22 protein-coding genes and 1 riboswitch are annotated in these 23343 nt (G+C 70.8%); of the genes, 10 read left to right on the plus strand and 12 right to left on the minus strand.

All coding sequences use genetic code 11. From position 1 onward, the window contains the following. From ACWH49_RS08980 to ACWH49_RS08990, 3 genes are read right to left on the minus strand one after another with little or no spacing between them, the layout of a single operon-like run. Entirely contained in the window at positions 1–1422 is a 1422-nt protein-coding gene (locus ACWH49_RS08980; RefSeq protein WP_448174332.1) for an efflux transporter outer membrane subunit, read from the minus strand. Further along, positions 1422–4586 (minus strand): efflux RND transporter permease subunit, encoded by a 3165-nt coding sequence (locus ACWH49_RS08985; RefSeq protein WP_448171147.1) that lies wholly within the window; start codon positions 4584–4586, stop codon positions 1422–1424. Before ACWH49_RS08985 ends, ACWH49_RS08980 begins: the two co-directional genes overlap by 1 nt. Positions 4587–4601: 15 nt before the next feature. Beyond that, complete coding sequence (locus ACWH49_RS08990) at positions 4602–5858, minus strand: efflux RND transporter periplasmic adaptor subunit (protein ID WP_448171148.1); 1257 nt, start codon at positions 5856–5858, stop codon at positions 4602–4604. Positions 5859–6089: 231 nt separating this feature from the next. On the opposite strand from ACWH49_RS08990, the gene ACWH49_RS08995 reads away from it, so the two are divergent. Both ACWH49_RS08995 and ACWH49_RS09000 read left to right on the plus strand, forming a co-directional pair. Beyond that, positions 6090–6710: a TetR family transcriptional regulator gene (locus ACWH49_RS08995; RefSeq protein WP_448171149.1), complete on the plus strand. Its 621-nt coding sequence runs from the start codon at positions 6090–6092 to the stop codon at positions 6708–6710. A 58-nt stretch (positions 6711–6768) separates the two neighbouring features. Next, complete coding sequence (locus ACWH49_RS09000) at positions 6769–7479, plus strand: HAD family hydrolase (protein WP_448171150.1); 711 nt, start codon at positions 6769–6771, stop codon at positions 7477–7479. On the opposite strand, the gene ACWH49_RS09005 is transcribed toward ACWH49_RS09000, so the two are convergent. After that, positions 7425–7751, minus strand: a complete 327-nt coding sequence (locus ACWH49_RS09005) for a hypothetical protein (protein WP_448171151.1) — start codon at positions 7749–7751, stop codon at positions 7425–7427. The genes ACWH49_RS09000 and ACWH49_RS09005 overlap by 55 nt on opposite strands. Positions 7752–7786: 35 nt before the next feature. Between ACWH49_RS09005 and ACWH49_RS09010 the strand changes: the two genes are divergently transcribed. Further along, a complete protein-coding gene (locus tag ACWH49_RS09010) occupies positions 7787–8971 on the plus strand; it encodes an MFS transporter (RefSeq protein ID WP_448171152.1) in 1185 nt (394 codons plus the stop codon). Here ACWH49_RS09010 and ACWH49_RS09015 read toward each other — a convergent pair. The 3 genes from ACWH49_RS09015 to ACWH49_RS09025 all read right to left on the minus strand — a co-directional run bounded on the left by ACWH49_RS09015 (position 8953) and on the right by ACWH49_RS09025 (position 11167). Further along, entirely contained in the window at positions 8953–9714 is a 762-nt protein-coding gene (locus ACWH49_RS09015; protein WP_448171153.1) for an SDR family oxidoreductase, read from the minus strand. The genes ACWH49_RS09010 and ACWH49_RS09015 overlap by 19 nt on opposite strands. A 17-nt stretch (positions 9715–9731) precedes the next feature. Beyond that, positions 9732–10211 (minus strand): carboxymuconolactone decarboxylase family protein, encoded by a 480-nt coding sequence (locus ACWH49_RS09020; protein ID WP_448171154.1) that lies wholly within the window; start codon positions 10209–10211, stop codon positions 9732–9734. Positions 10212–10285: 74 nt separating this feature from the next. Beyond that, a complete protein-coding gene (locus ACWH49_RS09025; protein WP_448171155.1) occupies positions 10286–11167 on the minus strand; it encodes an RNA polymerase sigma-70 factor in 882 nt (293 codons plus the stop codon). Positions 11168–11332: 165 nt separating this feature from the next. Between ACWH49_RS09025 and ACWH49_RS09030 the strand changes: the two genes are divergently transcribed. After that, a complete protein-coding gene (locus tag ACWH49_RS09030) occupies positions 11333–11755 on the plus strand; it encodes a VOC family protein (RefSeq protein WP_448171156.1) in 423 nt (140 codons plus the stop codon). Between the two features lie 6 nt (positions 11756–11761). Here ACWH49_RS09030 and metW read toward each other — a convergent pair whose 3' ends face one another. After that, positions 11762–12346 (minus strand): methionine biosynthesis protein MetW, encoded by a 585-nt coding sequence (gene metW / locus ACWH49_RS09035; protein ID WP_448171157.1) that lies wholly within the window; start codon positions 12344–12346, stop codon positions 11762–11764. Beyond that, entirely contained in the window at positions 12339–13550 is a 1212-nt protein-coding gene (gene metX / locus ACWH49_RS09040; protein WP_448171158.1) for a homoserine O-succinyltransferase MetX, read from the minus strand. The genes metW and metX overlap by 8 nt, the downstream gene beginning before the upstream one ends. Positions 13551–13594: 44 nt before the next feature. Next, positions 13595–13670, minus strand: a riboswitch (SAM riboswitch). A 51-nt stretch (positions 13671–13721) separates the two neighbouring features. Here metX and ACWH49_RS09045 point away from each other — a divergent pair. Further along, positions 13722–16133, plus strand: coding sequence for a DUF3772 domain-containing protein (locus ACWH49_RS09045; protein ID WP_448171159.1), 2412 nt, complete (start codon positions 13722–13724; stop codon positions 16131–16133). A 22-nt stretch (positions 16134–16155) separates the two neighbouring features. Here the strand turns inward: ACWH49_RS09045 and ACWH49_RS09050 are convergent, their stop codons facing one another. Beyond that, a complete protein-coding gene (locus tag ACWH49_RS09050) occupies positions 16156–16803 on the minus strand; it encodes a LysE/ArgO family amino acid transporter (protein WP_448171160.1) in 648 nt (215 codons plus the stop codon). Between the two features lie 73 nt (positions 16804–16876). Between ACWH49_RS09050 and ACWH49_RS09055 the strand changes: the two genes are divergently transcribed. The 3 genes from ACWH49_RS09055 to ACWH49_RS09065 all read left to right on the plus strand — a co-directional run bounded on the left by ACWH49_RS09055 (position 16877) and on the right by ACWH49_RS09065 (position 20294). Next, complete coding sequence (locus ACWH49_RS09055) at positions 16877–17773, plus strand: LysR family transcriptional regulator ArgP (protein ID WP_448171161.1); 897 nt, start codon at positions 16877–16879, stop codon at positions 17771–17773. A 125-nt stretch (positions 17774–17898) separates the two neighbouring features. Continuing rightward, positions 17899–19530, plus strand: a complete 1632-nt coding sequence (locus ACWH49_RS09060) for an FMN-binding glutamate synthase family protein (RefSeq protein ID WP_448171162.1) — start codon at positions 17899–17901, stop codon at positions 19528–19530. Between the two features lie 167 nt (positions 19531–19697). Next, a complete protein-coding gene (locus ACWH49_RS09065) occupies positions 19698–20294 on the plus strand; it encodes a hypothetical protein (protein ID WP_448171163.1) in 597 nt (198 codons plus the stop codon). A 4-nt stretch (positions 20295–20298) separates the two neighbouring features. Here ACWH49_RS09065 and ACWH49_RS09070 read toward each other — a convergent pair whose 3' ends face one another. Further along, a complete protein-coding gene (locus ACWH49_RS09070; protein WP_056466539.1) occupies positions 20299–20916 on the minus strand; it encodes a glutathione S-transferase family protein in 618 nt (205 codons plus the stop codon). 69 nt (positions 20917–20985) lie between these two features. Beyond that, the gene (locus tag ACWH49_RS09075) at positions 20986–22275 is read right to left on the minus strand and encodes an amidohydrolase family protein (protein ID WP_448171164.1); all 1290 of its coding nucleotides are present in this window, start codon (positions 22273–22275) and stop codon (positions 20986–20988) included. Positions 22276–22389: 114 nt separating this feature from the next. Here ACWH49_RS09075 and ACWH49_RS09080 point away from each other — a divergent pair, with 114 nt between their 5' ends. Both ACWH49_RS09080 and atpE read left to right on the plus strand, forming a co-directional pair. Continuing rightward, on the plus strand, positions 22390–23010 hold the full coding sequence (locus tag ACWH49_RS09080) for a hypothetical protein (RefSeq protein ID WP_448171165.1): 621 nt from the start codon (positions 22390–22392) through the stop codon (positions 23008–23010). Between the two features lie 93 nt (positions 23011–23103). Continuing rightward, a complete protein-coding gene (gene atpE, locus ACWH49_RS09085; protein WP_056466547.1) occupies positions 23104–23343 on the plus strand; it encodes a F0F1 ATP synthase subunit C in 240 nt (79 codons plus the stop codon).

Raw genomic sequence — 23343 nt, forward strand, 5'->3', positions numbered from 1 at the left:
TCAGTTGGGCCGGGACGGCTCGGTCCAGCCGCCGCCGAGCACCTTGTAGAGCGTGACCAGGTTCTGCGCCTGCGCCGACTGCACCTGCACCGTCGCCTGCTGCGCCGCGAACAGCGTGCGCTGCGCGTCGAGCAGGTCGAAGTAGCTGGCCACGCCGTTGCGGTAGCGCAGGTCGGCGAGGTTGTAGCCGACCTGCGCCGCGTTCGCGACCGCGGCCTGCGCGCGCAGCTGCTCGCCGAGCGTGGCGCGGCCGGCGAGCGAATCGGAGACCTCGCGGAACGCGGTCTGGATCGCCTTCTCGTACTGCGCGATCGCGATGTCCTTGTTGACCTTCGAGATCTGCAGGTTCGCCTGGTTGCGCCCGGCGTCGAAGATCGGCTGCAGCAGGCTCGCGCTGCCGGTCAGCGCCCAGCTGCCGCCCTTGAACAGGCCCGACAGCTCGGTGCTCGCACTGCCGGCGTTCGCGGTCAGCGAGATGCGCGGGAAGAACGCCGCGCGCGCCGCGCCGATGTTGGCGTTGGCGGCCAGCAGCTGCTGCTCGGCGGCGAGCACGTCGGGCCGGCGCGTCAGCAGGTCGGACGGCAGGCCCGCGGGCAGATCGGTCACACCCTGCTGAGCGGCGAGCGGCAGCGGCGCCGGCAGACCGGCCGGCAGCGGCTGACCCACCAGCAGCACCAGCGCGTTCTCGTCGAGCGCACGCTGGCGCTGCGTCTGCGCGAGCGTCGCCTTGGCGGTCTCGAGCAGCTGCTCGGCCTGGCGCAGGTCGATCTCGCTCGACGCGCCGTTGTCGAAGCGCAGCTTGGTCAGGCGGAACGAATCCTCGCGGGTCTTCAGCGCCTCGCGCGTGACGCGCAGCAGTTCCTCGTCGGCCAGCAGGCCGATGTAGGTGGTCGCGACGCCGGCGACGAGCGCGATCTGCGTGGTCTTGCGCGCCTCCTCGGTGGCGAGGTATTGCGACAGCGCGGCCTGGCTCAGGCTGCGCACGCGGCCGAAGAAGTCGAGCTCGTACCCGGTGACCTGCAGGCCGGCCGCGTAGACGTTGACGAGCCCGCCGTTGGTGCCGGCCTCGCGCGCGGCCGAGACGCCGGCGCCGAGCGTCGGCAACTGGTCCGCGCGACGCACCTGGTAGGTCGCGCGCGCCTGCTCGATGTTCAGGATCGCGACGCGCAGGTCGCGGTTGTTCTGCAGCGCGAGTTCGATCAGGCGCTTCAGCCGCGGGTCGGCGAAGAAGCGCTGCCACTCGATGTCGGCCGCGGCCGGCACGCCGGCAGCGCCGACCGGCGTCAGCTCGGGCGCGTAGGCCGGTGCGACCGGCGCGGCCGGGCGCTCGTACGGCGGGATGAAGCTCATGCAGCCCGCCGACAGCAGGGCCAGGGCGAACGCGCAGAGCAGACCCGCGCGTTGAAGGTTTTGTCGTTTCATCATGCGCTCTCCTGCGCCGGCGCCGGTGGCGTGTCGTGGCCGAGCGGCGCACCGCGGTGCGGCTTGACCCTGCTCTTCTTGAAGACGGCGCGCACGACCACGAAGAAGGCCGGCACGAACAGCACCGCGAGCGCGACGGCGGTGATCATCCCGCCGATCACCGCGGTGCCGATCGCGCGCTGGCTCGCCGAGCCGGCACCGCTGGCGATCGCCAGCGGCAGCGTGCCGAGGATGAACGCGAGCGAGGTCATGATGATCGGGCGGAAGCGCAGGTGCGCGGCGGCCAGGGCCGCCTCCATCGGACTCTTGCCCTCGGCCTCGAGGTCTTTCGCGAACTCGATGATCAGGATCGCGTTCTTCGCCGCGAGGCCGATGATCGTGATCAGCCCGACCTGGAAGTACACGTCGTTCGACAGGCCGCGGAACATCGTCGCCAGCACCACGCCGAGCACGCCCAGCGGCACCACCATGATCACCGCGAGCGGGATCGTCCAGCTCTCGTACAGCGCGGCCAGGCACAGGAACACCGCCAGGATCGCGAAGCCGTACAGCAGGTAGGCCTGCGAGCCGGCGAGGCGCTCCTCGCGCGACTGGCCGGTCCACTCGAAGCCGAAGCCGGCCGGCAGCTGCGCGGCGAGCCGCTCCATCTCGCGCATCGCCTGGCCGGTGGACTGCCCAGGCGCCGCGTCGCCGGAGATCCGCATCGTCGGGTAGCCGTTGTAGCGCACGGTCTGCACCGGGCCGTTGATCCAGCGGGTCGAGACGAACGCGGACAGCGGCACCGGCTGACCCTTGCTGTTCAGCGCGTTGATGCGCAGCAGGTCGTCCGGCTGCATCCGCTCGGGCGCGTCGGCCTGCACGACCACGCGCTGCAGGCGGCCGTTGTTCGGGAAGTCGTTGATGTACGACGAGCCGAGCGAGGTCGACAGCGCGGTGTTGATCGAACCGAAGTCGACACCGAGCGCGTTGGCCTTGTCGCGATCGATGTCCAGCTGCAGCTGGGGGGCGTCCTCCAGGCCGTCGGGTCGCACGCCCGCGAGGATCTTGCTCTGCCCGGCCATGCCGAGCAGCTGGTTGCGCGCGGCGACGAGCGCCGCGTGGCCGTTGCCGCCGCGGTCCTGCAGGCGGAAGGTGAAGCCGGTCGCGTTGCCCAGTTCGGGGATCGGCGGCGGGCTGAGCGCGAAGATGAACGCGTCGCGCACGCCCATCAGCGCACCGAAGCCGCGACCGGCCAGCGCCTGCGCCGAATGCTCGGCGCCGTGGCGCTCGCTCCAGTCCTTCAGCGGCACGAACGCCAGGCCGGCGTTCTGGCCGGTGCCCGAGAAGCTGAAGCCGAGCACGCTGACCATGTTCTGGGTCTCGGGCTGCTTCAGGAAGAAGTTCTCGGCCTGCTTCATCGCCTCGAGCGTGCGCGCCTGGGTCGCGCCCGGCGGCAGCTGCACGTTGGCGATGATGTAGCCCTGGTCCTCGTTCGGCAGGAAGGACGTGGGCAGGCGCACGAACAGCAGGCCGACCGCGACCGCGATCGCGGCGTAGATGATCATGAACCGGCCCGCGCGCTTCAGGATGCGTGCGACCCAGCCCTCGTAGCCTTTCGCGGTCGACTTGAAGCCGCGGTTGAACCAGCCGAAGAAGCCTTTCTTCTCCAGGTGCGAGCCGGCCTCGACCGGCTTCAGCAGCGTCGCGCACAGTGCCGGCGTCAGCGACAGCGCCATGAACGCCGAGAACGCGATCGACGCGACCATCACCGCCGAGAACTGGCGGTAGATGTTGCCGACCGAGCCGCTGAAGAACGCGAGCGGCACGAACACCGAGATCAGCACCACGGTCACGCCGATGATGGCGCCGTAGATCTGGCCCATCGCCTTGCGCGTGGCCTCCTTCGGCGGCAGGCCCTCCTCGCTCATGATGCGTTCGACGTTCTCGACGACGACGATCGCATCGTCCACCACGATGCCGATCACCAGCACCATGCCGAACATCGTCAGCACGTTGATCGAGAAGCCGAGCGCGAGCAGCACGCCGAAGGTGCCGAGCAGCGCCACCGGCACGACGATCGTCGGGATGATCGTGTAGCGGATGTTCTGCAGGAACAGGTACATCACCAGGAACACCAGCACCACCGCCTCGACCAGCGTCTCGGCGACCTGGCTGATCGAGATCTTGACGAAGCGCGAGCTGTCGTACGGGATCGTGTACTTGACGCCGGCCGGGAAGTACTTCTGCAGCTCCTCCATGCGCGCCTTCACGAGCTTGGCGGTCTGCAGCGCGTTGCCGGTCGGCGAGAGCTGCACGCCGATGCCGGTGGACGGCTTGCCGTTCAGGCGCGCCGAGGTCGCGTAGCTCTGGCCGCCGAGCTCGATGCGGGCAACGTCCTTTAGCTTGACCGTCGAGCCGTCGGCGTTGGCGCGCAGCACGATCTCGCCGAACTGCGCGATCGAGCTGAGCTGGCCCTTCACGACCACGGTCGCGAAGATCGACTGGCCCGGCACGTTCGGCAGGTCGCCGATCGTGCCCGACGAGACCTGCGCGTTCTGCTGCTGGATGGCCGCGGTGACGTTGGCGGTTGACAGGTTGAAGCCGACCAGCTTCTGCGGGTCGATCCAGATGCGCATCGCGCGCTCGGTGCCGAACAGCTGGGCCTGGCCGACGCCGGGCAGGCGCTGCAATTCGGGCAGCACGTTGCGCGAGGCGTAGTCGCCGAGCGCGATCGGATCGATGCTCGGGTCGTCGCTCGACAGGATCGTGAACAGCAGGAAGTTCGAGCGCGACTTGTCGACCCGCACGCCCTGCTGCGTGACCGCCAGCGGCAGGCGCGGCGTGGCGCGCGACAGGCGGTTCTGCACATCCACCTGCGCCAGGTCGGGGCTGGTGCCGGCCTCGAAGCTGAGCGTGATCGAGCCGGTGCCGTCGGCCTGGCTGACCGACTCCATGTAGAGCAGGCCCGGCGAGCCGTTCATCTCGCGCTCGATGACGCTGATGACGCTGTCCTCCAGCGTCTGCGCCGAGGCGCCCGGGTAGGCGGTGTTGATGACGATCGACGGCGGCGCGACCGATGGGTACTGCGCGATCGGCAGCTGCGTGATCGCGGTGCCGCCGAGCACGATGATGAATAGCGCGATCACCCACGCGAAGATCGGGCGATCGATGAAGAACTGGGCCATGTGCCGTGCCCCTTCTTACTTCGACGCCGCGGCGGCGGGTGCGCTGGCGGCCGATGCCGGTGCGGCCGGCGCGGCTGCGGCGCCGGCCGGTGCCGCGCCTGACGCCGCCGCACCGGAGGCCGCCGGATGCCATGGCACCGGCTTGACCGGCGCATTGCCGCGCAGCTTCTGGAAGCCGTCGACCATGACCTGCTCGCCGGCCTTCAGGCCGTCGAGCACGACCCACTGGCCGTTGACCGCGGCGCCGACCTTGACCGGCCGCGGCGCGACCTTGCCGTCGGCGCCGACGACCATCACGGTGTCGCCGCTGGTGCCGCGCGTGACCGCCTGCTGCGGCACGACGATGCCGGCCTCGGCCTGCGCCTCCTCGAGCCGAACCCGCACGTACATGCCGGGCAGCAGCAGCCCGGTCGGGTTGGGCACTTGCGCGCGCAGCGTGATCTGGCCGGTGGTCGGGTCGACGGTCAGGTCCGAGAACAGCAGCTTGCCGGTCTGGCCGTAGTCGCTGCCGTCCTCGAGCAGCACGCGCACGGCGGCGCCGTCGGTGCCGGAGCGCTTGAACTTGCCGCTCTCGACCGCGCGGCGCAGGCGCAGCACGTCGGTCGTGCTCTGCGTGAAGTTCACATACATCGGGTTGATCTGCTGGATCGTCGCGAGCGGGGTGACCTCGCCCTGGCCGACCAGCGCGCCCTCGGTGACGAGCGCGCGGCCGATGCGGCCGGAGATCGGCGCGGTCACGGTCGCGTAGCCGAGGTTGATCTGCGCCGTCTGCACGGTGGCGCGGCCGCTGGCCACGTCGGCCTGCGCGGTCTTCTGCGCGGCGACGGCGTTGATGTACTCCTGCTTGCTGATCGCGTTGGCTTCCATCAGCGGCTTGTAGCGCTCGGCGAGCGCGGTGGCCTGCGTCAGGTTGGCCTCGGCGCGGGCCAGCGCGGCGCGCGCGCTGGCGGCGGTGGCCTGGTACGGCGCCGCGTCGATCGTGAACAGCACCTGCCCGGCCTTCACGTCGCTGCCTTCGGTGAACAGGCGCTTTTGCAGGATGCCGGCGGCACGCGCCCGCACCTGCGCGACGCGCGAGGCCTCGAGCCGCCCCGGCAGTTCGGTCGCCAGGCCGATCGACTGCGTCGCGACCGTGATCACGCCGACTTCGGCCGGCGGCATGCCGCCGCCGGGCGGGCCGCCCGCACCCTCGGGCTTCTGCCCGCACGCCGCGAGGAGCGAAATGGCCAGCACGACGGCCGAGGCGGCCGGGATGATCTTCAACGCGGACATGCAGAACCCTTCAGTCTGGTGGGCGCGTCGGCGCGCCGGCGGATAGGTGTCGATCGATCGTGGGGAACCGCAAAAGGCGATTCAAGAATCGAGCCAGCGGGGCTGGAGGGCGACATGCTAATGCCTCAATGTGAAAAGAACACACGTCCCGGGGTCGATCGAGGTTAGTATACATACATCGTTGAATGTATGTAAGCGGCGCGAGGCGCCGCATCAAATCTTCACCACCTCATGGTCCGCCGCACGAAAGAAGAGGCCCAAGCCACCCGCAGCCACATTCTGGACACGGCCGAGCTCGTGTTCGAGGCGCGCGGCGTGTCGGGTACGTCGCTGGCGGAGATCGCGAAGGCCGCCGGGTTGACCCGCGGCGCGATCTACTGGCACTTCGAGGACAAGGCCGACCTGTTCAACGCGATGATGGACCGCGCCACGCTGCCGCTCGAGGAGGCCGACGCCTGCGGCGGCTTCTGCGGCCCTGACGCCTCGCTGGTCCAGGTGCGCGACGGCTTCGTCGAGACCCTGCGCCGGGTCGTGCGCGACCCGCAGCTGCGCCGCGTGTTCGACATCGCGACCCACAAGGTCGAGTACGTCGGCGAGATGAACGCGGTGCGCGAGCGCCACCTGGGGATGCGCCGGGAGTGCCTGTCCGACATCGAACGCGCCCTCAAGCGTGCGCTGCGCAGCGGCGAACTGCCCAAGGGCACGCGCGTGCGCAGCGCCGCGCTGGGGCTGTTCGCGCTGTTCGACGGCCTGCTGCAGAACTGGATGCTCGACCGCGACGGCTTCGACCTGCTGCAGGTCGGCCCGCAGGTGTTCGACGCCTACCTGCGCGGGCTGCGGCAGCCGGCCTGAATAGTCGATTCAGCGCCGCGTCGATGCGGCGCGGTGCACTGCCCTTAAGCTGACGCCCATGACGCCCATGACGCCCCCGAAGATCATCGGCCTGGATGCGGACGACACGCTCTGGCACAACGAAACCCTGTTCCGGCTCACCCATGAGCGCTTCAACGCGCTGCTCGCGCCGTGGGCCGATGCGGCCACGGTCGAGGACGCGCTGGCCGCCGTCGAGCGGCGCAACCTTGGCACCTACGGCTACGGCGCGAAGGGCTTCACGCTGTCGATGCTGGAAACGGCCCTGCAGCTGAGCGACGCGCAGGCGCCCGGCACCGTGCTGGCGGAGATCCTGGCGGCCGGCCGCGACCTGATGCGCCACCCGATGGAGCCGCTGCCCGGCGTCACCGAGGCGCTGGAGCGGCTTGCGGACATCGCGCCGCTGGTGCTGATCACCAAGGGCGACATGTTCCACCAGGAGAGCAAGCTCGCGGCCTCCGGCCTGGGCCGCTTCTTCTCCGGCGTCGAGATCGTCAGCGAGAAGAGCGCCGAGACCTACCGCCGCGCGTTCGCGCGCCACGGCGTTCGGCCCGAGCACGCGCTGATGGCGGGCAACTCGGTGCGCTCCGACATCCTGCCCGCGCTCGAGGCCGGCTGCTTCGCGGTGCTGATCCCGTACCCGCTGGTGTGGGCGCACGAGGAGGCCGCGGCGCCGCTCGGCGATCCGCGCTTCCGTCAGTGCGACTCGATGACCGCGCTGGCCGACTGGCTCGCCGGCGCGGCGGCGTGAAGCGGCTGCGGCCGCACCGCCTCGACCAGCCGCGCGAAGCTGCCGTCCGAGAACTGGAAGTGCACCCAGCGCATGTCGCAGGCGAGGCTTGCGAGGTCGTCGCTGTCGCGGTGCGCCTCGCGTGCGGGCGACGCGGCGAGCAGGCGGTGGGTCAGGTCGCACATCAAGTGAACCGGCGCGCGCGGGCTCTGGCCGTTCAGCGCGCGCCAGGCGCGCAACGAGCGGCCGAGCGCACGCCCGTCGCCGCTGCTGATACGGAGAAGCGTGGACACCGTGCCGGCGATGGTAGCGCCGCGGGGCCGATGCGATGACCGCCGCGCGTTCGCCCTGGCCGCTGGTCGGGCTGCTGTACCTGTGCGGCCTGCTGGCGGCGGCCCAGCTCGGCAAGATGTCCGCGCTCGCCCCGCTGATCGCGACGGCGCTCGGCCTGAGCCTGACCACGGTCGCGATCGCGATCTCGCTGATCGAGATCGGCGGCGCGACGCTTGGCACCGTCGCCGGCCTGATCGCGCACCGGCTCGGGCTGCGGCGCACGCTGCGCGCCGGCGTCGCGTGCCTCGCGCTCGCCGGCCTGGGCGGTGCCTCCGCCCACGGCGCGACCGGTCTGCTCGGCTGGCGGCTGCTCGAAGCGGCCGGCTACCTCGGCGTGATCGTCAGCGCGCCGGTGCTGATCGCCCACCATGCCGGCGCGGCCGGCCCGCGCGTGCAGCTCGCGCTGACGCTGTGGAGCACGTTCGTGCCGGTCGGCCTGGCGCTCGGCGCCGCGGCGAGCGCGAGCGTCGCGACGGCATGGGACTGGCGCACCGCGATGGCCGCCAGCGGCGCGGTCGGCGCGCTGCTGTGGGCGGTGTTGTGGCGCGCCGGCGTGCCCGAGCACGCGGACACGCCCACCGACGCGCCGGCCGCGCGGCTCACGCCACCGCTGTGGTGCCTGACGCTGGCGTTCGGGCTGTTCGCACTGTTCCAGGTCGGCGTGCTCGGGCTGTTGCCGACGCTGCTGGTGCGCGAAGCAGGGCTTGGCGCACAGGCGGCCGGACAGTGGACCGCGATCGCCTCGGTCAGCGCGATCGCCGGCAGCGCGGCGGCGGCCTGGCTGTTGCGTCACGGCGTCAGCCTGCGCGGGCCCGCGATCGTGTCGCTCGGCCTGCCGCCGCTGCTGTTGTTCGGCGTGTTCACGCCGGGCCCGTCCGCGACTGTCGCGATTGCGCTGGCGATCGCGCTCAACATGGCCGGCGGCGTGTTCGCGAGCCTGGGCTTCGCGCTGCTGCCGCGGCTGGCGACCGCGCCCGGCCAGATGGTGCGCGCCAACGGCCTGCTCGCGCAGTGCGGCGCGAGCGGCTCGCTGCTCGGCCCGCCGACGATGGCCGCCTGCGTGCAGGCCGGCGGCTGGACCGCGGCGGCGGCGCTCGGCCTCGTCGTGTCGCTGGTGGCCCTGCCGCTGGCCTGGCGCGCGGCATCGGCCGCGCACGACGCTCAGGCCGGGACGAGCTGACCGGCCAGCCACTCCTCGAAGCGCGTCGCGCCGAGGCGCGGATTCGGGCCGGGCAGCAGGGTTGCATCGTCCAGCTCGGCGCCGAAGTAGCGCGCGTGCTCGTCGGCGACCACGATGCGCGGGTCCTTCTTCGCGGCCAGGTAGGCCTGCACCAGCTCGGACAGCCGCAGCCGTTCCGGCCCGGCGACCTCGAGCGTGCCGTTCAGCGGCGCGCCGAGCGCCACGTCAGCCATCGCTGCGGCGATGTCGTCGGACGCGATCGGCTGGATGCTCGCCGGCGACAGGTGCACCGTTCGACCGTCGGCCGCGGTGCCCGCTTGCGCGATGCCGCCGACGAACTCGAAGAACTGGGTCGAGTGCACGATCGTGTAGGGCACGCTCGCGGCCCGGATCAGGCGCTCCTGCGCCGCCTTGGCGCGGAAGTAGCCGCTCTGCTGCAGCCGCTCGGTGCCGACGACCGACAGCGCGACGTGGTGCTTCACACCCGCCTCCGCCTCGGCCGCGAGCAGGTGGCGGCCCGAGGTCTCGAAGAACGCGAGCACGGCGGCGTCCTCGAACGACGGCGAGTTCGCGACGTCGACGACGACCTGCGTGCCCGCGAGGGCCTGCGCCAGGCCTCGGCCGGTGAGCGTGTCCACGCCCGATTGCGGCGAGGCCGCGACGACCTCGTGGCCGCGCGCGCGCAGCCGGCCGACGAGCTTGGCGCCGATCAGGCCGCTCCCGCCGATGACGACGATCTTCATGGTGCTGCGCTCCGGGTTCAGTTGAGATGGGCCTTGTCGAGACCGTAGGCCGCGTCGAACGCGCCCGGCACGGTCCTGAACGCGACGTTGGCGCGGTTCCAGGCGTTGATCGACATCACGATGAAGGTCAGGTCCGAGATCTCCTTCTCCGACAGCTGGGCGCGCACGCGCTCGTACAGCTCGTCGGGCACGCCGTGCTCGGGAATCTTCGTCAGCACTTCGGTCCACGCCAGGCAGGCGCGCTCGCGCGGCGCGAACAGCGGCGACTCGCGCCAGATCGCCAGGTGGTGCAGGCGCAGCTGGCGCTCGCCGTGGATCGTGGCCTGCTTGACGTGCATGTCGACGCACAGCCCGCAGCCGTTGAGCTGCGAGGCGCGGATCTCGACCAGGTGGCGGGTGCCCGCCTCGATCGAGCTGCCGTTCAGCGCGGTGCTGAAGGCGGCGAACTTCTTGAAGTACTCCGACGACTGTTCGGCGTAGTTGATGCGTTGGGTCATGGTGCGGCTCGCTTCAGGTGGTTGAACACATGCCCTGAAGACGCGCGGGCCGCGCCGGTTGTGACAACGCCGGGTCAGACCGGCCCGAGCGCGGCGGCGATGCGCGCCAGCTTGTCCGGATTGCGCTGCACGTGGATGCGCACGACGCGCTCACCGTCGGTCTCGTACGACTGTGCCGATTCGAGCACGCCATCGATGAAGCGCAGCACGCCCCACTGGCCGTTGATCACCGCCAGCTCGATCCGCAGCCCCGCCTTGAAGCGCAGGTTGGCCGCATAGAACAACTGCGCGATGCGCGGCCCGCCGAGCAGTACCTTGCCGAAGCTCGGCACCTTGCCGCCGCCGTCGCCGATCAGCTCCGCGTCCTCGACCAGCATCGCCTTCATCGACGCGAAGTCGCCTTGCGCGAGCGCGTCGGCGAAGCGGCGCATCACACGCTGGTGGGCGTCCGGCGTGACCGTGTAGCGCGGGCGGGCCTCGCGCAGCTGCGCCTTCGCGCGGCTGACCATCTGGCGGCACGCGGCCTCGCTCTTGCCGATGGTCTGCGCGAGTTCGTCGTAGTCGGCGTCGAACACCTCGCGCATCAGGAACGCGGCGCGCGCCTCGGGCGCGAGGCGCTCCAACAGGGTGAGGAACGCGACCGAGAGATCGTCCGCCCGCTCCAGCACCTGCTCGGGCGAGTGCGGCGAATCGGCCAGCTGCGGCTCGGGCAGCCAGAAGCCGACATAGTGCTCGCGCTGCACCTTGGCCGCGCGCAGCCGGTCGATCGCCAGGCGCGTGGCGATCGTGACCAGCCAGGCCTCGGCGTTGGCGATGGTCGCCCGATCGGCTTCGTGCCAGCGCAGCCAGGCGTCCTGCACCACCTCCTCGGCCTCGCCGGTCGAGCCGAGCATGCGGTAGGCGATGCCCTGCAGGCGCGGGCGCAGGCGGTCGAAGGTGCGGGTGGCGTCGTCCATTCGGAGTTCCAGGTCTGGCCGATGAAGGGTCAGACGTTCGAACCGGCGTGCTTGTGACATGCATGCCCAAAATTGCTGTCGCCCGATTGTCGATCGCCGGGCCGCCCGACCGTCGTCAGGTCAGGATCCGGCGGTCCGCATCGTCAACCCCCCGGAGGAATCACCATGACCCAAGCCATCGCCTACCTCGCCTTCGACGGCACCTGCGCCGACGCCATGCGCTTCTACGAGCAGGCCCTCGGCGGCCGACTCGAAGTGCTGATGAGCGGCGCCGATTCGCCGATGGCCGAGCAGATGCCCAAGGAGTTCGCGAACCGCATCCTGCACGCGCGTCTCGTGCTGCCGGGCGGCGGCATGCTCTACGCCGGCGACGCGCCGGCCCATGTGCCGTACGAAGGCATCAAGGGCGTGTCGATCGCGGTCGACTACGACTCGGTCGCGCAGGCCCAGACCGTCTTCGCCGCGCTGGCCGCCGGCGGCCAGGTCACGATGCCGATGCAGCCGGCGTTCTGGGCCAAGACCTGGGGCATGTGCATCGACCGCTTCGGCACGCCGTGGGTCGTCAATGGCGAACTGATCCCGTTCTGAGCGTGCTCAGCCGCGGTCGAACTTGAACACTGCCACGCTGGCGCGCAGGTTCGGCCAGCGCCGCACCGCGGCGCCGGCCTGGATGCCGAAGGCGTCCAGGATGCGCAGCCCGTCCTTGCGCGCCAGTACCTCGAAGTCGGCGAAGGTGCCGACGCGGATGTTCGGTGTGTCGTACCACTGGTAGGGCAGCACGCGCGTGACCGGCATGCGGCCGGCCGCGACCTGCAGCCGGTTCGGCCAGTGCGCGAAGTTCGGGAAGCTGACGATGCCGATGCGGCCGACGCGCGCGGTCTCGCGCAGCATCTTCTCGGTGTTGCGCAGGTGCTGCAGCGTCTCGATCTGAAGCACCACGTCGAAGCTCTGGTCCTCGAAGAGCGCCAGGCCTTCCTCGAGGTTCAGCTGGATCACGTTGACGCCACGCTGGGTGCAGGCGAGCACGTTCGCGTCGTCGATCTCGATGCCGTAGCCGGTGCAGCCGCGGGTGTCGCGCAGCAGCGCCAGGAACTCGCCGTTGCCGCAGCCCAGGTCGAGCACGTGCGAGCCCCTCGGCACCAGTTCGGCGATCAGCTCCATGTCCTTGCGATCAGACATGGGGCCCCCACGTCGCTTCGCTCCTGCCCCCCGAGGGGGCGCTCGCCGGCTTGGGACGGCCCGGCGCTCGGCTCGGTCCGAACTCCTTCGCGATGTTGTCGAAGCACGCGCGCAGCACGCCGTGGTAGCGCGGGTCGTCGAGCAGGAAGGCGTCGTGGCCGTGCGGCGCGTCGATCTCGGCGTAGCTCACGTCGCGCTTGTGGTCGACCAGCGCCTTGACGATCTCGCGCGAGCGCGCCGGCGCGAAGCGCCAGTCGGTCGTGAAGCTGACGAGCTGGAACTTGCAGCGCGCCGGCGCGAACGCGGCCGTCAGGTCGCCACCGAACTCGCGCGCCGGGTCGAAGTAGTCGAGCGCGCGGGTGATCAACAGGTAGGTGTTGGCGTCGAAGTACTCGCTGAACTTGTCGCCCTGGTGCCGCAGGTAGCTCTCGATCTCGAACTCGACGTCCTGGGTGCTGAAGCCGCTGGCACCGGCCCTGCGCTCGCGGCCGAACTTGGCCTCCATCGCGTCGTCGCTGAGGTAGGTGATGTGGCCGATCATCCGCGCCACCCGCAGCCCGCGCCGCGGCAGCGTGCCGTGCGCGTAGAAGTGGCCGCCGTGGAACTCGGGGTCGGTGACGATCGCCCGCCGCGCGACCTCGTTGAACGCGATGTTCTGCGCCGACAGGTTCGGCGCCGTCGCCACCGCGATGCAGTGGCGCAGCCGGTCCGGGTGACGCAGCGACCAGCTCAGCGCCTGCATGCCGCCCAGGCTGCCGCCGAGCACCGCGGCCAGCTGCGTGATCCCGAGCGCATCGAGCAGGCGGGCCTGCGCGTCGACCCAGTCCTCGACCGTGACGACCGGGAAGTCGGCGCCATAGGTGCGGCCGGTGTCCGGATTCGTCTGCATCGGCCCGGTCGAGCCGAAGCACGAGCCGGGGTTGTTGACGCCGATCACGAAGAAGCGGTCGGTGTCGAGCGGCTTGCCGGGGCCGACGAGGTTGTCCCACCAGCCCTCACTCCGGGGTTGCCCGGCATAGGTGCCGGCGACGTGGTGGCTCGCGTTCAGCGCGTGGCACACCAGCACGGCGTTGCTGCGCGCCGCGTTCAGCGTGCCGTAGGTCTCGTACGCGAGCGTGTAGTCGCGCAACTGCGCGCCGCTGCGCAGCGGCAGCGGTGGCGCGAAGTGGAGAAATTGCGGCTGGACGTCGCCGATCGAACCCATGACACCCCAAGAATGCAAAAGACCCGGACCGCTGCGGAGGCGGACACCGGGTCGGGCGTCCCTCTTTAGCGGCATTTTTAAAGCGCCCGCAATTCGGAACAAATCGGCGCTGTGGGGCGAGTATAACGAGGCGCTTCGCGGCCCGGCGCCGCGCTCGGGTTGCCGCCGCGCATGCGATTCTTCGTCGATCGGATTTTTCTTCGCCTTGTCGCGCCGCTGCTGCTCTGGCTGTTCGCGGCCGTGGCGGCGGCGCAGGCGCCGGCGGCACCGGGCGGAGACATCGACGCCTCGCTCGACCGCATTCGCCTGCAGATCGACGCCTCGCAGCGCGCCCTCGCCCGGGCCGAGCCGCCGGGCGACGCCGAATTGCGCCAGCTGCGCAGCGCGGCGCAGGCGGCGCAGCAGCAGGCCTCGGACATCGCCGACCTGCTGGCGCCGCAGCTGGCGAGCGTGGATGCACGCGTGGCCGAACTCGGCGCGCCGGCGGCCGGCGCCAAGGAGGACGCCGACGTCGCCGCGCAGCGCGCGCTGATCGCCAAGAGCCGCGGCACGCTGGACGGCCAGGTCAAGCTCGCCCGGCTGCTCACCGTCGAGAGCCAGCAACTCGCGGCGCAGCTGTCGACGCTGCGGCGCGCGCAGTTCCAGGCGCAGCTGGGCACGCGCACCAACTCGATCCTGGCCGGGCCGTTCTGGTCGGACTGGCGGGACGATCTTCCGAACGACCTGGCGCGGGTGCGCAAAGTCGCCAGCCCGCTGGTGGACGCGGCGCGCGCCGCGCCGATGGCGGTGTGGCTGGCGCTGCCGGTGGTCGCGGCGGCGCTGGTGTGGGCGCTGGCCTGGGGCCGCAGTGCGCTGGTGCGATGGCTGACCGGGCACACGCCGCCCGGGCGCCTGCGGCGATCGCTGTATGCGACGCTGGTGGTCGCCCAGTGGACGCTCGCGTTCGGCCTGGTGGGGGCGGCCGTGTTCGCGGCGTTCGACTGGAACGGCACGCTCGCCGAGGCCCCGGCCACCGACCTGGGCGTGTTCATCGCGCTGTTCTGGGTCGCCGGCTTCATGTATGGCCTGGCGACCGCGCTGATCTGCGCGCGCCGGCCGAGCTGGCGGCTGCTGCCGCTGCCGGACGCGGTCGCCACGAGCCTGCGCCACTTCCCGGCGCTGATCACGTTCGTCAGCGTCGCGACCTGGTCGGCCGAGCGCATCGCGGTGATGGCGAATGCGAGCCTGTCGACGACGGTGGCGATCAACTGCATCGTCGCGCTGACGGTCGGGCTGACGGTCGGGCTCGGGTTGATGCATGGCGAACGCGTCTGGCGCCAGGAGCTCGCGAAGGAAGGCGCGCGCGGTCGCCCGGTCTGGCTCGCGGTGCTCGGCGGCCTGAACTGGCTGGTGCTCGCGACCGCGGTCGTATGCCTGCTGGCGGGCTATGTCGCGTTCGGCAGCTTCGCGGTGCGCCAGGTCGTGTGGGCCGGCATCGTGCTCGGCTCGGCCTACCTGCTTGCCGCGCTGATCGACGACCTGCTGATGGCGTGGCTGGCGACCGAGCCCGCCGCCGCGGACGAGGCCGCCGAGCACAAGGCCAGGCTGCCGGTGACGTCCAAGCCCGCGGCGCAGATCGCGGTGCTGGCGTCGGGCGCGCTGCGGTTGGCGGTGCTGCTGGTCGCGCTGATGCTGCTGGTGGCGCCCTTCGGCGAGAGCCCGGCCGAGCTGCTGCGGCGCAGCGGGCAGTGGCAGCAGGGCATCGCGATCGGCGAGTTCAAGCTGCTGCCGGGCGCGGCACTGCAGGCGCTGCTGGTGCTCGTCGTCGGCCTCGGCGTGGTGCGGGTGCTGCGCCACTGGCTCGCCACGCGCTACCTGCCGACCACCATGCTCGATGCGGGCATGAGTGCCTCGACGACCTCGCTGTTCGGCTACGCCGGCGTGGTGATCGCGATCGCGCTGGCGATGTCGGCGATGGGGGTCGGGCTGGAGCGCATCGCATGGGTCGCCAGTGCACTCTCGGTCGGCATCGGCTTCGGGCTGCAGGCGGTGGTGCAGAACTTCGTCTCGGGCCTGATCCTGCTCGCGGAACGGCCGGTGAAGGTCGGCGACTGGGTGTCGCTGGGCGGTGTCGAAGGCGACATCCGGCGCATCAATGTGCGCGCCACCGAGATCCAGATGGGCGACCGCTCGACGGTGATCGTGCCGAACTCCGAGTTCATCACCAAGATCGTCCGCAACGTCACGCTGGCCGACCCGCTCGGCCTGGTGCAGATCAAGCTGCCAGTGCCGCTCGGCAGCGACGCGGAGACCGTGCGCGAGCAGCTGCTGCAGGCCTACGATGCGAACGACGACGTGCTCGAGACCCCCGGGCCTGCGGTGCTGCTCGACGGCGTCGACCACGGCCAGCTGATGTTCAACGCGACCGGCTACGTCAACTCGCCGCGCAGCGTCGCGCGGGTGCGCAGCGCGTTGCTGTTCGATGTGCTCAAGCGCCTGCACGACGCGCAGATCAAGCTCAGCAGCCCGCCGACGATGCTGATCAGTGCGGCCGAGCCGGCGCCGCCGACCTCGGCGAACGCGCCGACTCCGCCGGCGACCTGAAGGGCACCGGCGCGGCGGTTCGTCAGCCGCCCGACAGCGCGTGCCGAACCAGCAGCGCCGCCAACAGGCACATCGTCCCGCCGATCAGCGCGTCGAGCACCTGCCAGGCCCGTGGTCGCGCGAACGAGGGCGCCAGCCGACGGGCGCCGAAGCCCAGCAGCACGAACCACAGCAGGCTCGCGCCCGCCGCGCCGGCGATGAACCAACCGCGCAGCGCCGCCGGCTGCTGCGCGCCGATGCTGCCGACCAGCAGCACCGTGTCGAGATAGACGTGCGGGTTGAGCAGCGTGAATGCCGCCGCCTGGGCGATCGCGGCGCCACGGCGAAGCCCGTTGCCGCCAGGGGCCGCCTGGAGGCTGCCGGCGTGACGCGCGCGCCGGAGCGCCTGCCAGCCGTACCACGCCAGGAAGGCCGCCCCGGCCAGCGCCAGTGCCTGCGCCAGCCGCGGGCTCTCACCGAGCGCCTGCGCCATGCCGAGCACCCCGGCCGCGATCAGCACCGCGTCGGCGACCGCGCAGAACAGCACGACCGTGCCGACGTGCTCGCGGCGCAGCCCCTGGCGCAGCACGAAGGCATTCTGCGCACCGATCGCGACGATCAGCCCCAGGCTCAACACCAGCCCGTTGAAGAAGACAGGGAAGGCAGCCACGGTGCTCAGGGTCGGCGTCATGCGGTCAGCTTGCCAGCCCGACGTGCCGTAGGCAAACTAAGCTTTCTACGTCGAATGAAGCGAAACTGAACCGATGCTGGACTACGCCGCGCTGGCCGCCCTGGCGGCCGTCATCCGCGAGGGCAGCTTCGAGCGGGCTGCGCTCGCACTCCACGTGACGCCCTCGGCGGTGTCGCAGCGCATCCGCCTGCTCGAGGAGCGCATCGGTTGCCCGCTGGTGGTGCGCGAGCAGCCGTGCCGCGCCACGGAGACCGGGCGCCGGCTGTGTCAGCACGTCGATCGCGTGCGGCTGCTCGAGCAGGAACTGCAGGGCACGACCCCGGCGCTGGCCCGGAACGGCATCGCGCGCGTGCGGCTGCCACTGGCGGTCAACGCCGACAGCCTGGCGACCTGGTTCGCGCCGGCCCTCGCGGCGTTCGCCGCCGACGCGCACGTGCTCGTCGACGTGGCGGTCGACGACCAGGACCACACCGCCGAGTGGCTGCGCAGCGGCTCGGTGCTGGCCGCGGTGACCGCCACCGCCCGGCCCGCGGCGGGTTGCAACAGCCGCCCGCTCGGCGCGCTGCGCTACCTGGCGGTCGCAAGCCCCGCGTTCGTGGCCCGTCACTTCGCCGGCGGCGTCGGGGCTTCCAGTCTGGCGCAGGCGCCGAGCCTGGTCTTCAACGCCAAGGACGAACTGCAGGCCCGCTGGGCGCGACGACAGTGCCATCGGCACGTCGACCTGCCGCGCCATGGACTGCCCTCGCCGCAGGCCTTCGTCGTCGCGGCGCTGGCCGGCATGGGCTGGGGGCTGCAGCCACAGGCACTGATCGCGTCCCACCTCGCGGCCGGCCGCCTGGTCGAACTCGTGCCCGGCACGCCGCTCGACACGCCGCTGCATTGGCAGCACGCACGCTCGGCCGCGCGCCTGGTCGACGGGCTGAGCCGCGAGGTGCTGTCCGCGGCCAGACGCGCGCTTCGGCCTCCCTGAGCACCGGGCAGCGTCGGTTGCGCGCCCGGCGATGCCCGCGTCTGCACCGGTATTCGGGCATTCCCGCACCGAACATCGCCGCGGCGCGGCCCTACCATCGCGCCAAAGACGCGGGGTGAACGCTCATGTTCGATTGGCTCAAGCAGCTCGACCGGCACGTGCCGGTGCGGTATGCGGTGTGGTTGCTGTGCGCCGTCGGCGCGCTGCTGTGCGCCTTCACGTGGGTCGGCTTCGGCGTCGGCGGCGCGCCGGCGCTGGCCTTCACGCTGCTCGTCGGACTGGGCGTGCGCGACACGCGCCAGACGCGCCATTCGGTGCTGCGCAACTACCCGGTGATCGGCCACCTGCGCTTCCTGCTCGAGTTCATCCGGCCCGAGATGCGGCAGTACTTCATCGAGGGCGACAACGAGGCCGCGCCGTTCTCGCGCCAGCAGCGCTCGCTGGTCTACCAGCGCGCGAAGGGCGAGGCCGACAAGCGGCCGTTCGGCACGCAGATGGACGTCGGCGCGGTCGGCTACGAGTGGATCAACCACTCGCTGCAGCCGACCACGCTCGCGTCGCACGACTTCCGCATCACGATCGGCGCGGCGCGCGCGCAGCCGTACAGCGCCAGCATCTTCAACATCTCGGCGATGAGCTTCGGCGCGCTCAGCGCGAACGCGATCCTGGCGCTCAACGCCGGCGCCAAGCGCGGCAACTTCGCGCACGACACCGGCGAGGGCTCGATCAGCCGCTACCACCGCGAGAACGGCGGCGACCTGATCTGGGAGATCGGTTCGGGCTACTTCGGCTGCCGCGACGAGCACGGCGCGTTCAGCGAGGAGCGCTTCGCCGCCAACGCCTGCCAGCCGCAGGTGAAGATGATCGAACTCAAGCTCAGCCAGGGCGCCAAGCCGGGCCACGGCGGCGTGCTGCCGGGGCCGAAGGTCACGCCCGAGATCGCCGCGGCGCGCGGCGTGCCGGCCTGGATCGATTGCGTCTCGCCGGCCAGCCACGCGGCGTTTTCGACACCGATCGAGATGATGCAGTTCATCGACAAGCTGCGCACCCTGTCGGGCGGCAAGCCGACCGGCTTCAAGCTGTGCATCGGCCACCCGTGGGAGTGGTTCGCGATCGCCAAGGCGATGCTCGAGACCGGCATCACGCCCGACTTCATCGTCGTGGACGGCGCCGAAGGCGGCACCGGCGCGGCGCCGCTGGAGTTCACCGACCATGTCGGTGCGCCGCTGCAGGAGGGGCTGCTGCTGGTGCACAACACGCTGGTCGGGTTGAACCTGCGCAGCAAGATCAAGATCGGGTGCGCCGGCAAGGTGGTCAGCGCGTTCGACATCGCGCGCATGCTCGCGCTCGGAGCCGACTGGTGCAACTCGGCGCGCGGCTTCATGTTCTCGCTCGGCTGCATCCAGGCGCAGAGCTGCCACACCGGCCATTGCCCGACCGGCGTCGCGACGCAGGACGAGCAGCGCGCGCGGGCCCTCGTGGTGCCGACCAAGGCCGAGCGGGTCTTTCACTTTCACCAGAACACGCTGATGGCGTTGAAGGAACTGGTGCAGGCCGCCGGCCTCGCGGACCCGAGCCAGATCACCGCTTCGCACATCGTGCGCCGCACCGCCGAGCAGAGCGTGAAGCTCCTCGCGACGCTGATGCCGTTCGTGCAGCCCGGCGAACTGCTGCGCGGCGAGATGTCGCAGCAGGTGTTCAGGATCTACTGGCCGCAGGCGCAGGCCTCGAGCTTCGGGGTCGCGGCCACGCGCTGACGCGCCCGGGGGCCGCCGCGCCGCCGGCGCACGAATGTGTCCGCAGTTCACAGCGTGTCAGCGCCCTTCCGACACGCGGCGTCGGCTGCGCACGCACACGACCCGCGGGATGCGCAAACCGGGCCGGTTCGGAACAATTCGCTCCTCGATTCACGCGACGAGCGTTCATGTCCAGCATTCTTCTCATCGTCCTCGACGCGACGGCGCGCGCCGAGATCAGCCGCCTCGCCGGAAGCGACGCCACGATGGCGGTCAGCGACGCGGTCGACTCGCTCGCCGCTGCCCGCACGGCGCTCGCCCGGCGCCTGCCCGACCTGATCGTCGCCGACGTGCGCCTGCCCGACGGCCCGCTGGTCAACCTGCTCGACGAGCTGCGGCCGCGTCGCTCGCATGTGCTGGCGCTGACGCCATCGCTGCGCGATCCGCACCTGATGCACACGCTGCGGCACGGCGCCGACGGCTATGCGCTCTCCGGCCATGTCGGGCCCGACCTGTTGCTGCGGATGCAGCGGATGCTCGCCGGCGAGTCGTCGATGGATGCACGCGTCGCGCAGCTGCTGACGATGCAGTTGCGCACCGGTGCACACCCGCTGCTCGAGCCCGAATTGAAGCTGCTGCACGCCATCGGCGCCGGCGCCTCGATGGCCGAGGTCGCACGCAGCACGCAGATGACGCCGCAACAGATCGGCCTGACGCTGCGTGCGATCTACCGCAAGCTGCACCTGGACCTTCGTCCGCGTCCGGCCGCCAACGGACCGGACTGAACGCTCAGGTGCCCGGCGGCCGGGTGTCGGCGAAGCTGGCGCGCGTGGCGAGCTTGTCGGCGAGCTTCGCGAGGTTGGCATGCTTCTCGCGCCAGGCGACCTGCGGGAAGCGAAAGCTCATGTAGTCGAGCGCGCACCCGACCGCGATATCGGCCAGCGACAGGTGGATGCCCGTGCACCACGGCTTGTCCGCCAGGCCGGTGCTGACCGCGTCGAGCGACACGTCGATCTTGTGCATCTGCCGCTCGATCCAGGCCGGACTGCGCTGCGCGTCGGTGCGGCCGGCCCAGGTCTGTTCCAGCCGGGCCAGGATCGCGGCATCGAGGATGCCGTCGGCCAGCGCCTCCCAGGTGCGCACCTCGATCCGCTCGCGGCTGCCCTCGGGGATCAGCCGGCTGACCGGCGAGCGGGTGTCCAGGTACTCGACGATCACGCGCGAATCGAAGATCGCCTCGCCGCCCGGCAGCACCAGGCAGGGCACCTTGCCCAGCGGGTTGGACTTCATGATCTTGTCATTGGCCCACACGTCCTCGAGCTCGTGCTGGTAGTCGAGTTTTTTCTCGGCCATCACGATGCGCACCTTGCGCACGTACGGGCTGGTGAGAGAACCAATGAGTTTCATGGAGAGCCGTCCCTGTGGCCACACTGGTGGCTCTGGCCCATTTTAGCGGCGCCCCTCGTGCGCACCGCCTCAGCGACGTAGCGTCCAGTCCACACTTTGCGGCCGTCCCGGCAAGTGCACTGCGGCGGTGGCCGCCGGCGTCTGCGCCACCACCCGACCGCGCCGCACCACCTGCAGGCGTTGCGCGCGCAGGCGGATCGCCTCGACCGGGTCGCGCGCCTGCAGCAGCACGAAGTCGGCGTGGCAGCCGACGTCGACGCCGTAGCCCTCGAGCCCGAGCACGCGCGCGGCGTTGACCGTCACCGCGTCGAAGCACGCGCGCATGCCGGCCTGCGAGGTCATCTGCGCCACGTGCAGCCCCATCTGCGCGACCTCGAGCATGTCCCCCGAACCGAGCGAATACCACGGGTCCATCACGCAATCGTGGCCGAATGCGACGTTGATGCCGGCCGCCATGAGTTCCGGGACGCGCGTCATGCCGCGGCGCTTGGGGTAGGTGTCGTGCCGGCCCTGCAGCGTGATGTTGATCAGCGGGTTCGCGATGGCATGCAACTGCGCCTCGCGCATCAGCGGCAGCAGTTTGCTCACATAGTAGTTGTCCATCGAGTGCATCGAGGTCAGGTGCGAGCCGGTGACCCGGCCGTGCAACCCCAGGCGATGGGTCTGGAACGCGAGCGTCTCGACATGGCGCGACAGCGGGTCGTCACTCTCGTCGCAATGCATGTCGACCCGCAGGCCGCGCTCGGCCGCCAGCTCGCAAAGCAGGCGCACGCTCTCGGCGCCGTCGGCCATCGTGCGCTCGAAATGCGGGATGCCGCCCACCACGTCGACGCCGAGGTCGAGCGCGCGCTTCAGGTTGGCGAGCGCGGTCGGCGAGCGCAGCACGCCATCCTGCGGGAACGCGACGAGCTGCAGGTCGAGGTACGGCGCCACCGTCTTCCTGACCTGCAGCAGCGCCTCCACCGCGAGCAGCCGGTCGTCGCAGACGTCGACATGGGTGCGGATCGCCAGCAGCCCCTTGGCCACTGCCCAGTCGCAATACTGCAGCGCGCGTTCGACCAGGGCCTGCTGCGTCAGCTCGGGCTTCAGTTCGCCCCACAGCGCGATGCCTTCGAGCAGGGTGCCGCTGGCGTTGATGCGCGGCAGGCCGTAGCTGAGCGTCGCATCCATGTGGAAGTGCGGGTCGACGAACGGCGGCGCGAGCAGCCCGCCGCCGGCCTCGATCACCTGCGCGTCGGCCGGCGCGGCAAGGGCGGTGCCGATCGCCGCGATGCGGCCGGCCTGCACCAGCACGTCCTGGTCGACCCGGCCATCGACGAGCGACGCGCCGCGGAATAGAAGGGGCTGGTGTTCTTGCATCTGCCAATCTTTCCACAAACGTCCGGAAACACACGCCACCTCAAGCAACCGGCCAGGAGGTCGAAAATGGAGAATCGACTCCGAGTCTAGGCCCCAGGCACCCGCCCCGCCCCCGTGTTCAAGCTGCTTCTCCTGTTCGCCCACCTGCTCGGCACCAGCCTGGCACTCGGGGCGATCGTCGCCACCGACATGCGGCTGCTGCGCCGCCTGGCCGATGACCGCGTGCGCATCGCGCCGCCCAACCCCTACGTGATGCGCCTGATCACGATCGCGCTGATGGTCCTGTACGTCACCGGCGGCGCCATGATCCTGCTCGGCCTGGGAACCGATCCCAGCTACCTCAGCGGCAATCCCAAGCTGCAGGGCAAGCTGGTGCTGGTGGTGGTGCTGACGATCAACGCCTTCGTGCTGCACCGCTACACCTTCCCCGGTTTGGCCCGCGGCCGACGCGTCGCGCGCTGGAAGCCGCGTGACTTCCTGCGGGTCGCGGTGCCGGTCGCGCTGTCCAACTGCCTGTGGCTGTACTGCGCCTTCCTCGGCATCGCGCGGCCGTGGAGCCGCACGGTGTCGATCGACTTCGTGCTCGGCACTGCGCTGTGGCTGTTCGGCACGACCCTGGTCGCCGTGATGGCGGTGCTGGTGATCGCCGCGCAGGACCGCACCAACGCCGAGCCCGGCTGGATCGACGTGCTCAAGCGCCGCATCGACCGGCTCGCGACCGCCCTGCGGATCTGAGCCGCGCGCGGCCATGACCTGAGAGGTCATCGCCCCAATGATCGCCCGGCGGGAAGATGCCCTCAACGCAGCTTCTCAACCCCCGGAGTTCACATGGACGGCATCAACCTCCTCCCGCTCGGCGTCAGCCACATGATCGGTCTCGGCGCGATCGGCTCGTGCCTCGGCGTCGGCCTGCTCGGCAGCAAGTACCTCGAGGCCTCGGCGCGCCAGCCGGAGCTGATGGAAACGCTGCAGAACAAGGTGTTCCTGCTGGTCGGCGTGCTCGACGGCGCGTTCATCATCGCGACCGGCATCGGCCTGTGGTTCGCGACCGCGAACCCCTTCAAATGA

The organism is Rhizobacter fulvus (assembly GCF_964020785.1).

Coding starts and splice junctions, on each gene's coding strand:
- ACWH49_RS09025 (WP_448171155.1), bottom strand. CDS start 11,167: ATGGACGACGCCACCCGCACCTTCGACCGCCTGCGCCCGCGCCTGCAG.
- ACWH49_RS09065 (WP_448171163.1), top strand. CDS start 19,698: ATGTCCAGCATTCTTCTCATCGTCCTCGACGCGACGGCGCGCGCCGAG.
- ACWH49_RS08995 (WP_448171149.1), top strand. CDS start 6,090: ATGGTCCGCCGCACGAAAGAAGAGGCCCAAGCCACCCGCAGCCACATT.
- atpE (WP_056466547.1), top strand. CDS start 23,104: ATGGACGGCATCAACCTCCTCCCGCTCGGCGTCAGCCACATGATCGGT.
- ACWH49_RS09070 (WP_056466539.1), bottom strand. CDS start 20,916: ATGAAACTCATTGGTTCTCTCACCAGCCCGTACGTGCGCAAGGTGCGC.
- ACWH49_RS09060 (WP_448171162.1), top strand. CDS start 17,899: ATGTTCGATTGGCTCAAGCAGCTCGACCGGCACGTGCCGGTGCGGTAT.
- ACWH49_RS08990 (WP_448171148.1), bottom strand. CDS start 5,858: ATGTCCGCGTTGAAGATCATCCCGGCCGCCTCGGCCGTCGTGCTGGCC.
- metW (WP_448171157.1), bottom strand. CDS start 12,346: ATGTCTGATCGCAAGGACATGGAGCTGATCGCCGAACTGGTGCCGAGG.
- ACWH49_RS09055 (WP_448171161.1), top strand. CDS start 16,877: ATGCTGGACTACGCCGCGCTGGCCGCCCTGGCGGCCGTCATCCGCGAG.
- ACWH49_RS08980 (WP_448174332.1), bottom strand. CDS start 1,422: ATGAAACGACAAAACCTTCAACGCGCGGGTCTGCTCTGCGCGTTCGCC.
- ACWH49_RS09015 (WP_448171153.1), bottom strand. CDS start 9,714: ATGAAGATCGTCGTCATCGGCGGGAGCGGCCTGATCGGCGCCAAGCTC.
- ACWH49_RS09000 (WP_448171150.1), top strand. CDS start 6,769: ATGACGCCCATGACGCCCCCGAAGATCATCGGCCTGGATGCGGACGAC.
- ACWH49_RS09050 (WP_448171160.1), bottom strand. CDS start 16,803: ATGACGCCGACCCTGAGCACCGTGGCTGCCTTCCCTGTCTTCTTCAAC.
- metX (WP_448171158.1), bottom strand. CDS start 13,550: ATGGGTTCGATCGGCGACGTCCAGCCGCAATTTCTCCACTTCGCGCCA.
- ACWH49_RS09045 (WP_448171159.1), top strand. CDS start 13,722: ATGCGATTCTTCGTCGATCGGATTTTTCTTCGCCTTGTCGCGCCGCTG.
- ACWH49_RS09030 (WP_448171156.1), top strand. CDS start 11,333: ATGACCCAAGCCATCGCCTACCTCGCCTTCGACGGCACCTGCGCCGAC.
- ACWH49_RS09075 (WP_448171164.1), bottom strand. CDS start 22,275: ATGCAAGAACACCAGCCCCTTCTATTCCGCGGCGCGTCGCTCGTCGAT.
- ACWH49_RS09010 (WP_448171152.1), top strand. CDS start 7,787: ATGACCGCCGCGCGTTCGCCCTGGCCGCTGGTCGGGCTGCTGTACCTG.
- ACWH49_RS09020 (WP_448171154.1), bottom strand. CDS start 10,211: ATGACCCAACGCATCAACTACGCCGAACAGTCGTCGGAGTACTTCAAG.
- ACWH49_RS08985 (WP_448171147.1), bottom strand. CDS start 4,586: ATGGCCCAGTTCTTCATCGATCGCCCGATCTTCGCGTGGGTGATCGCG.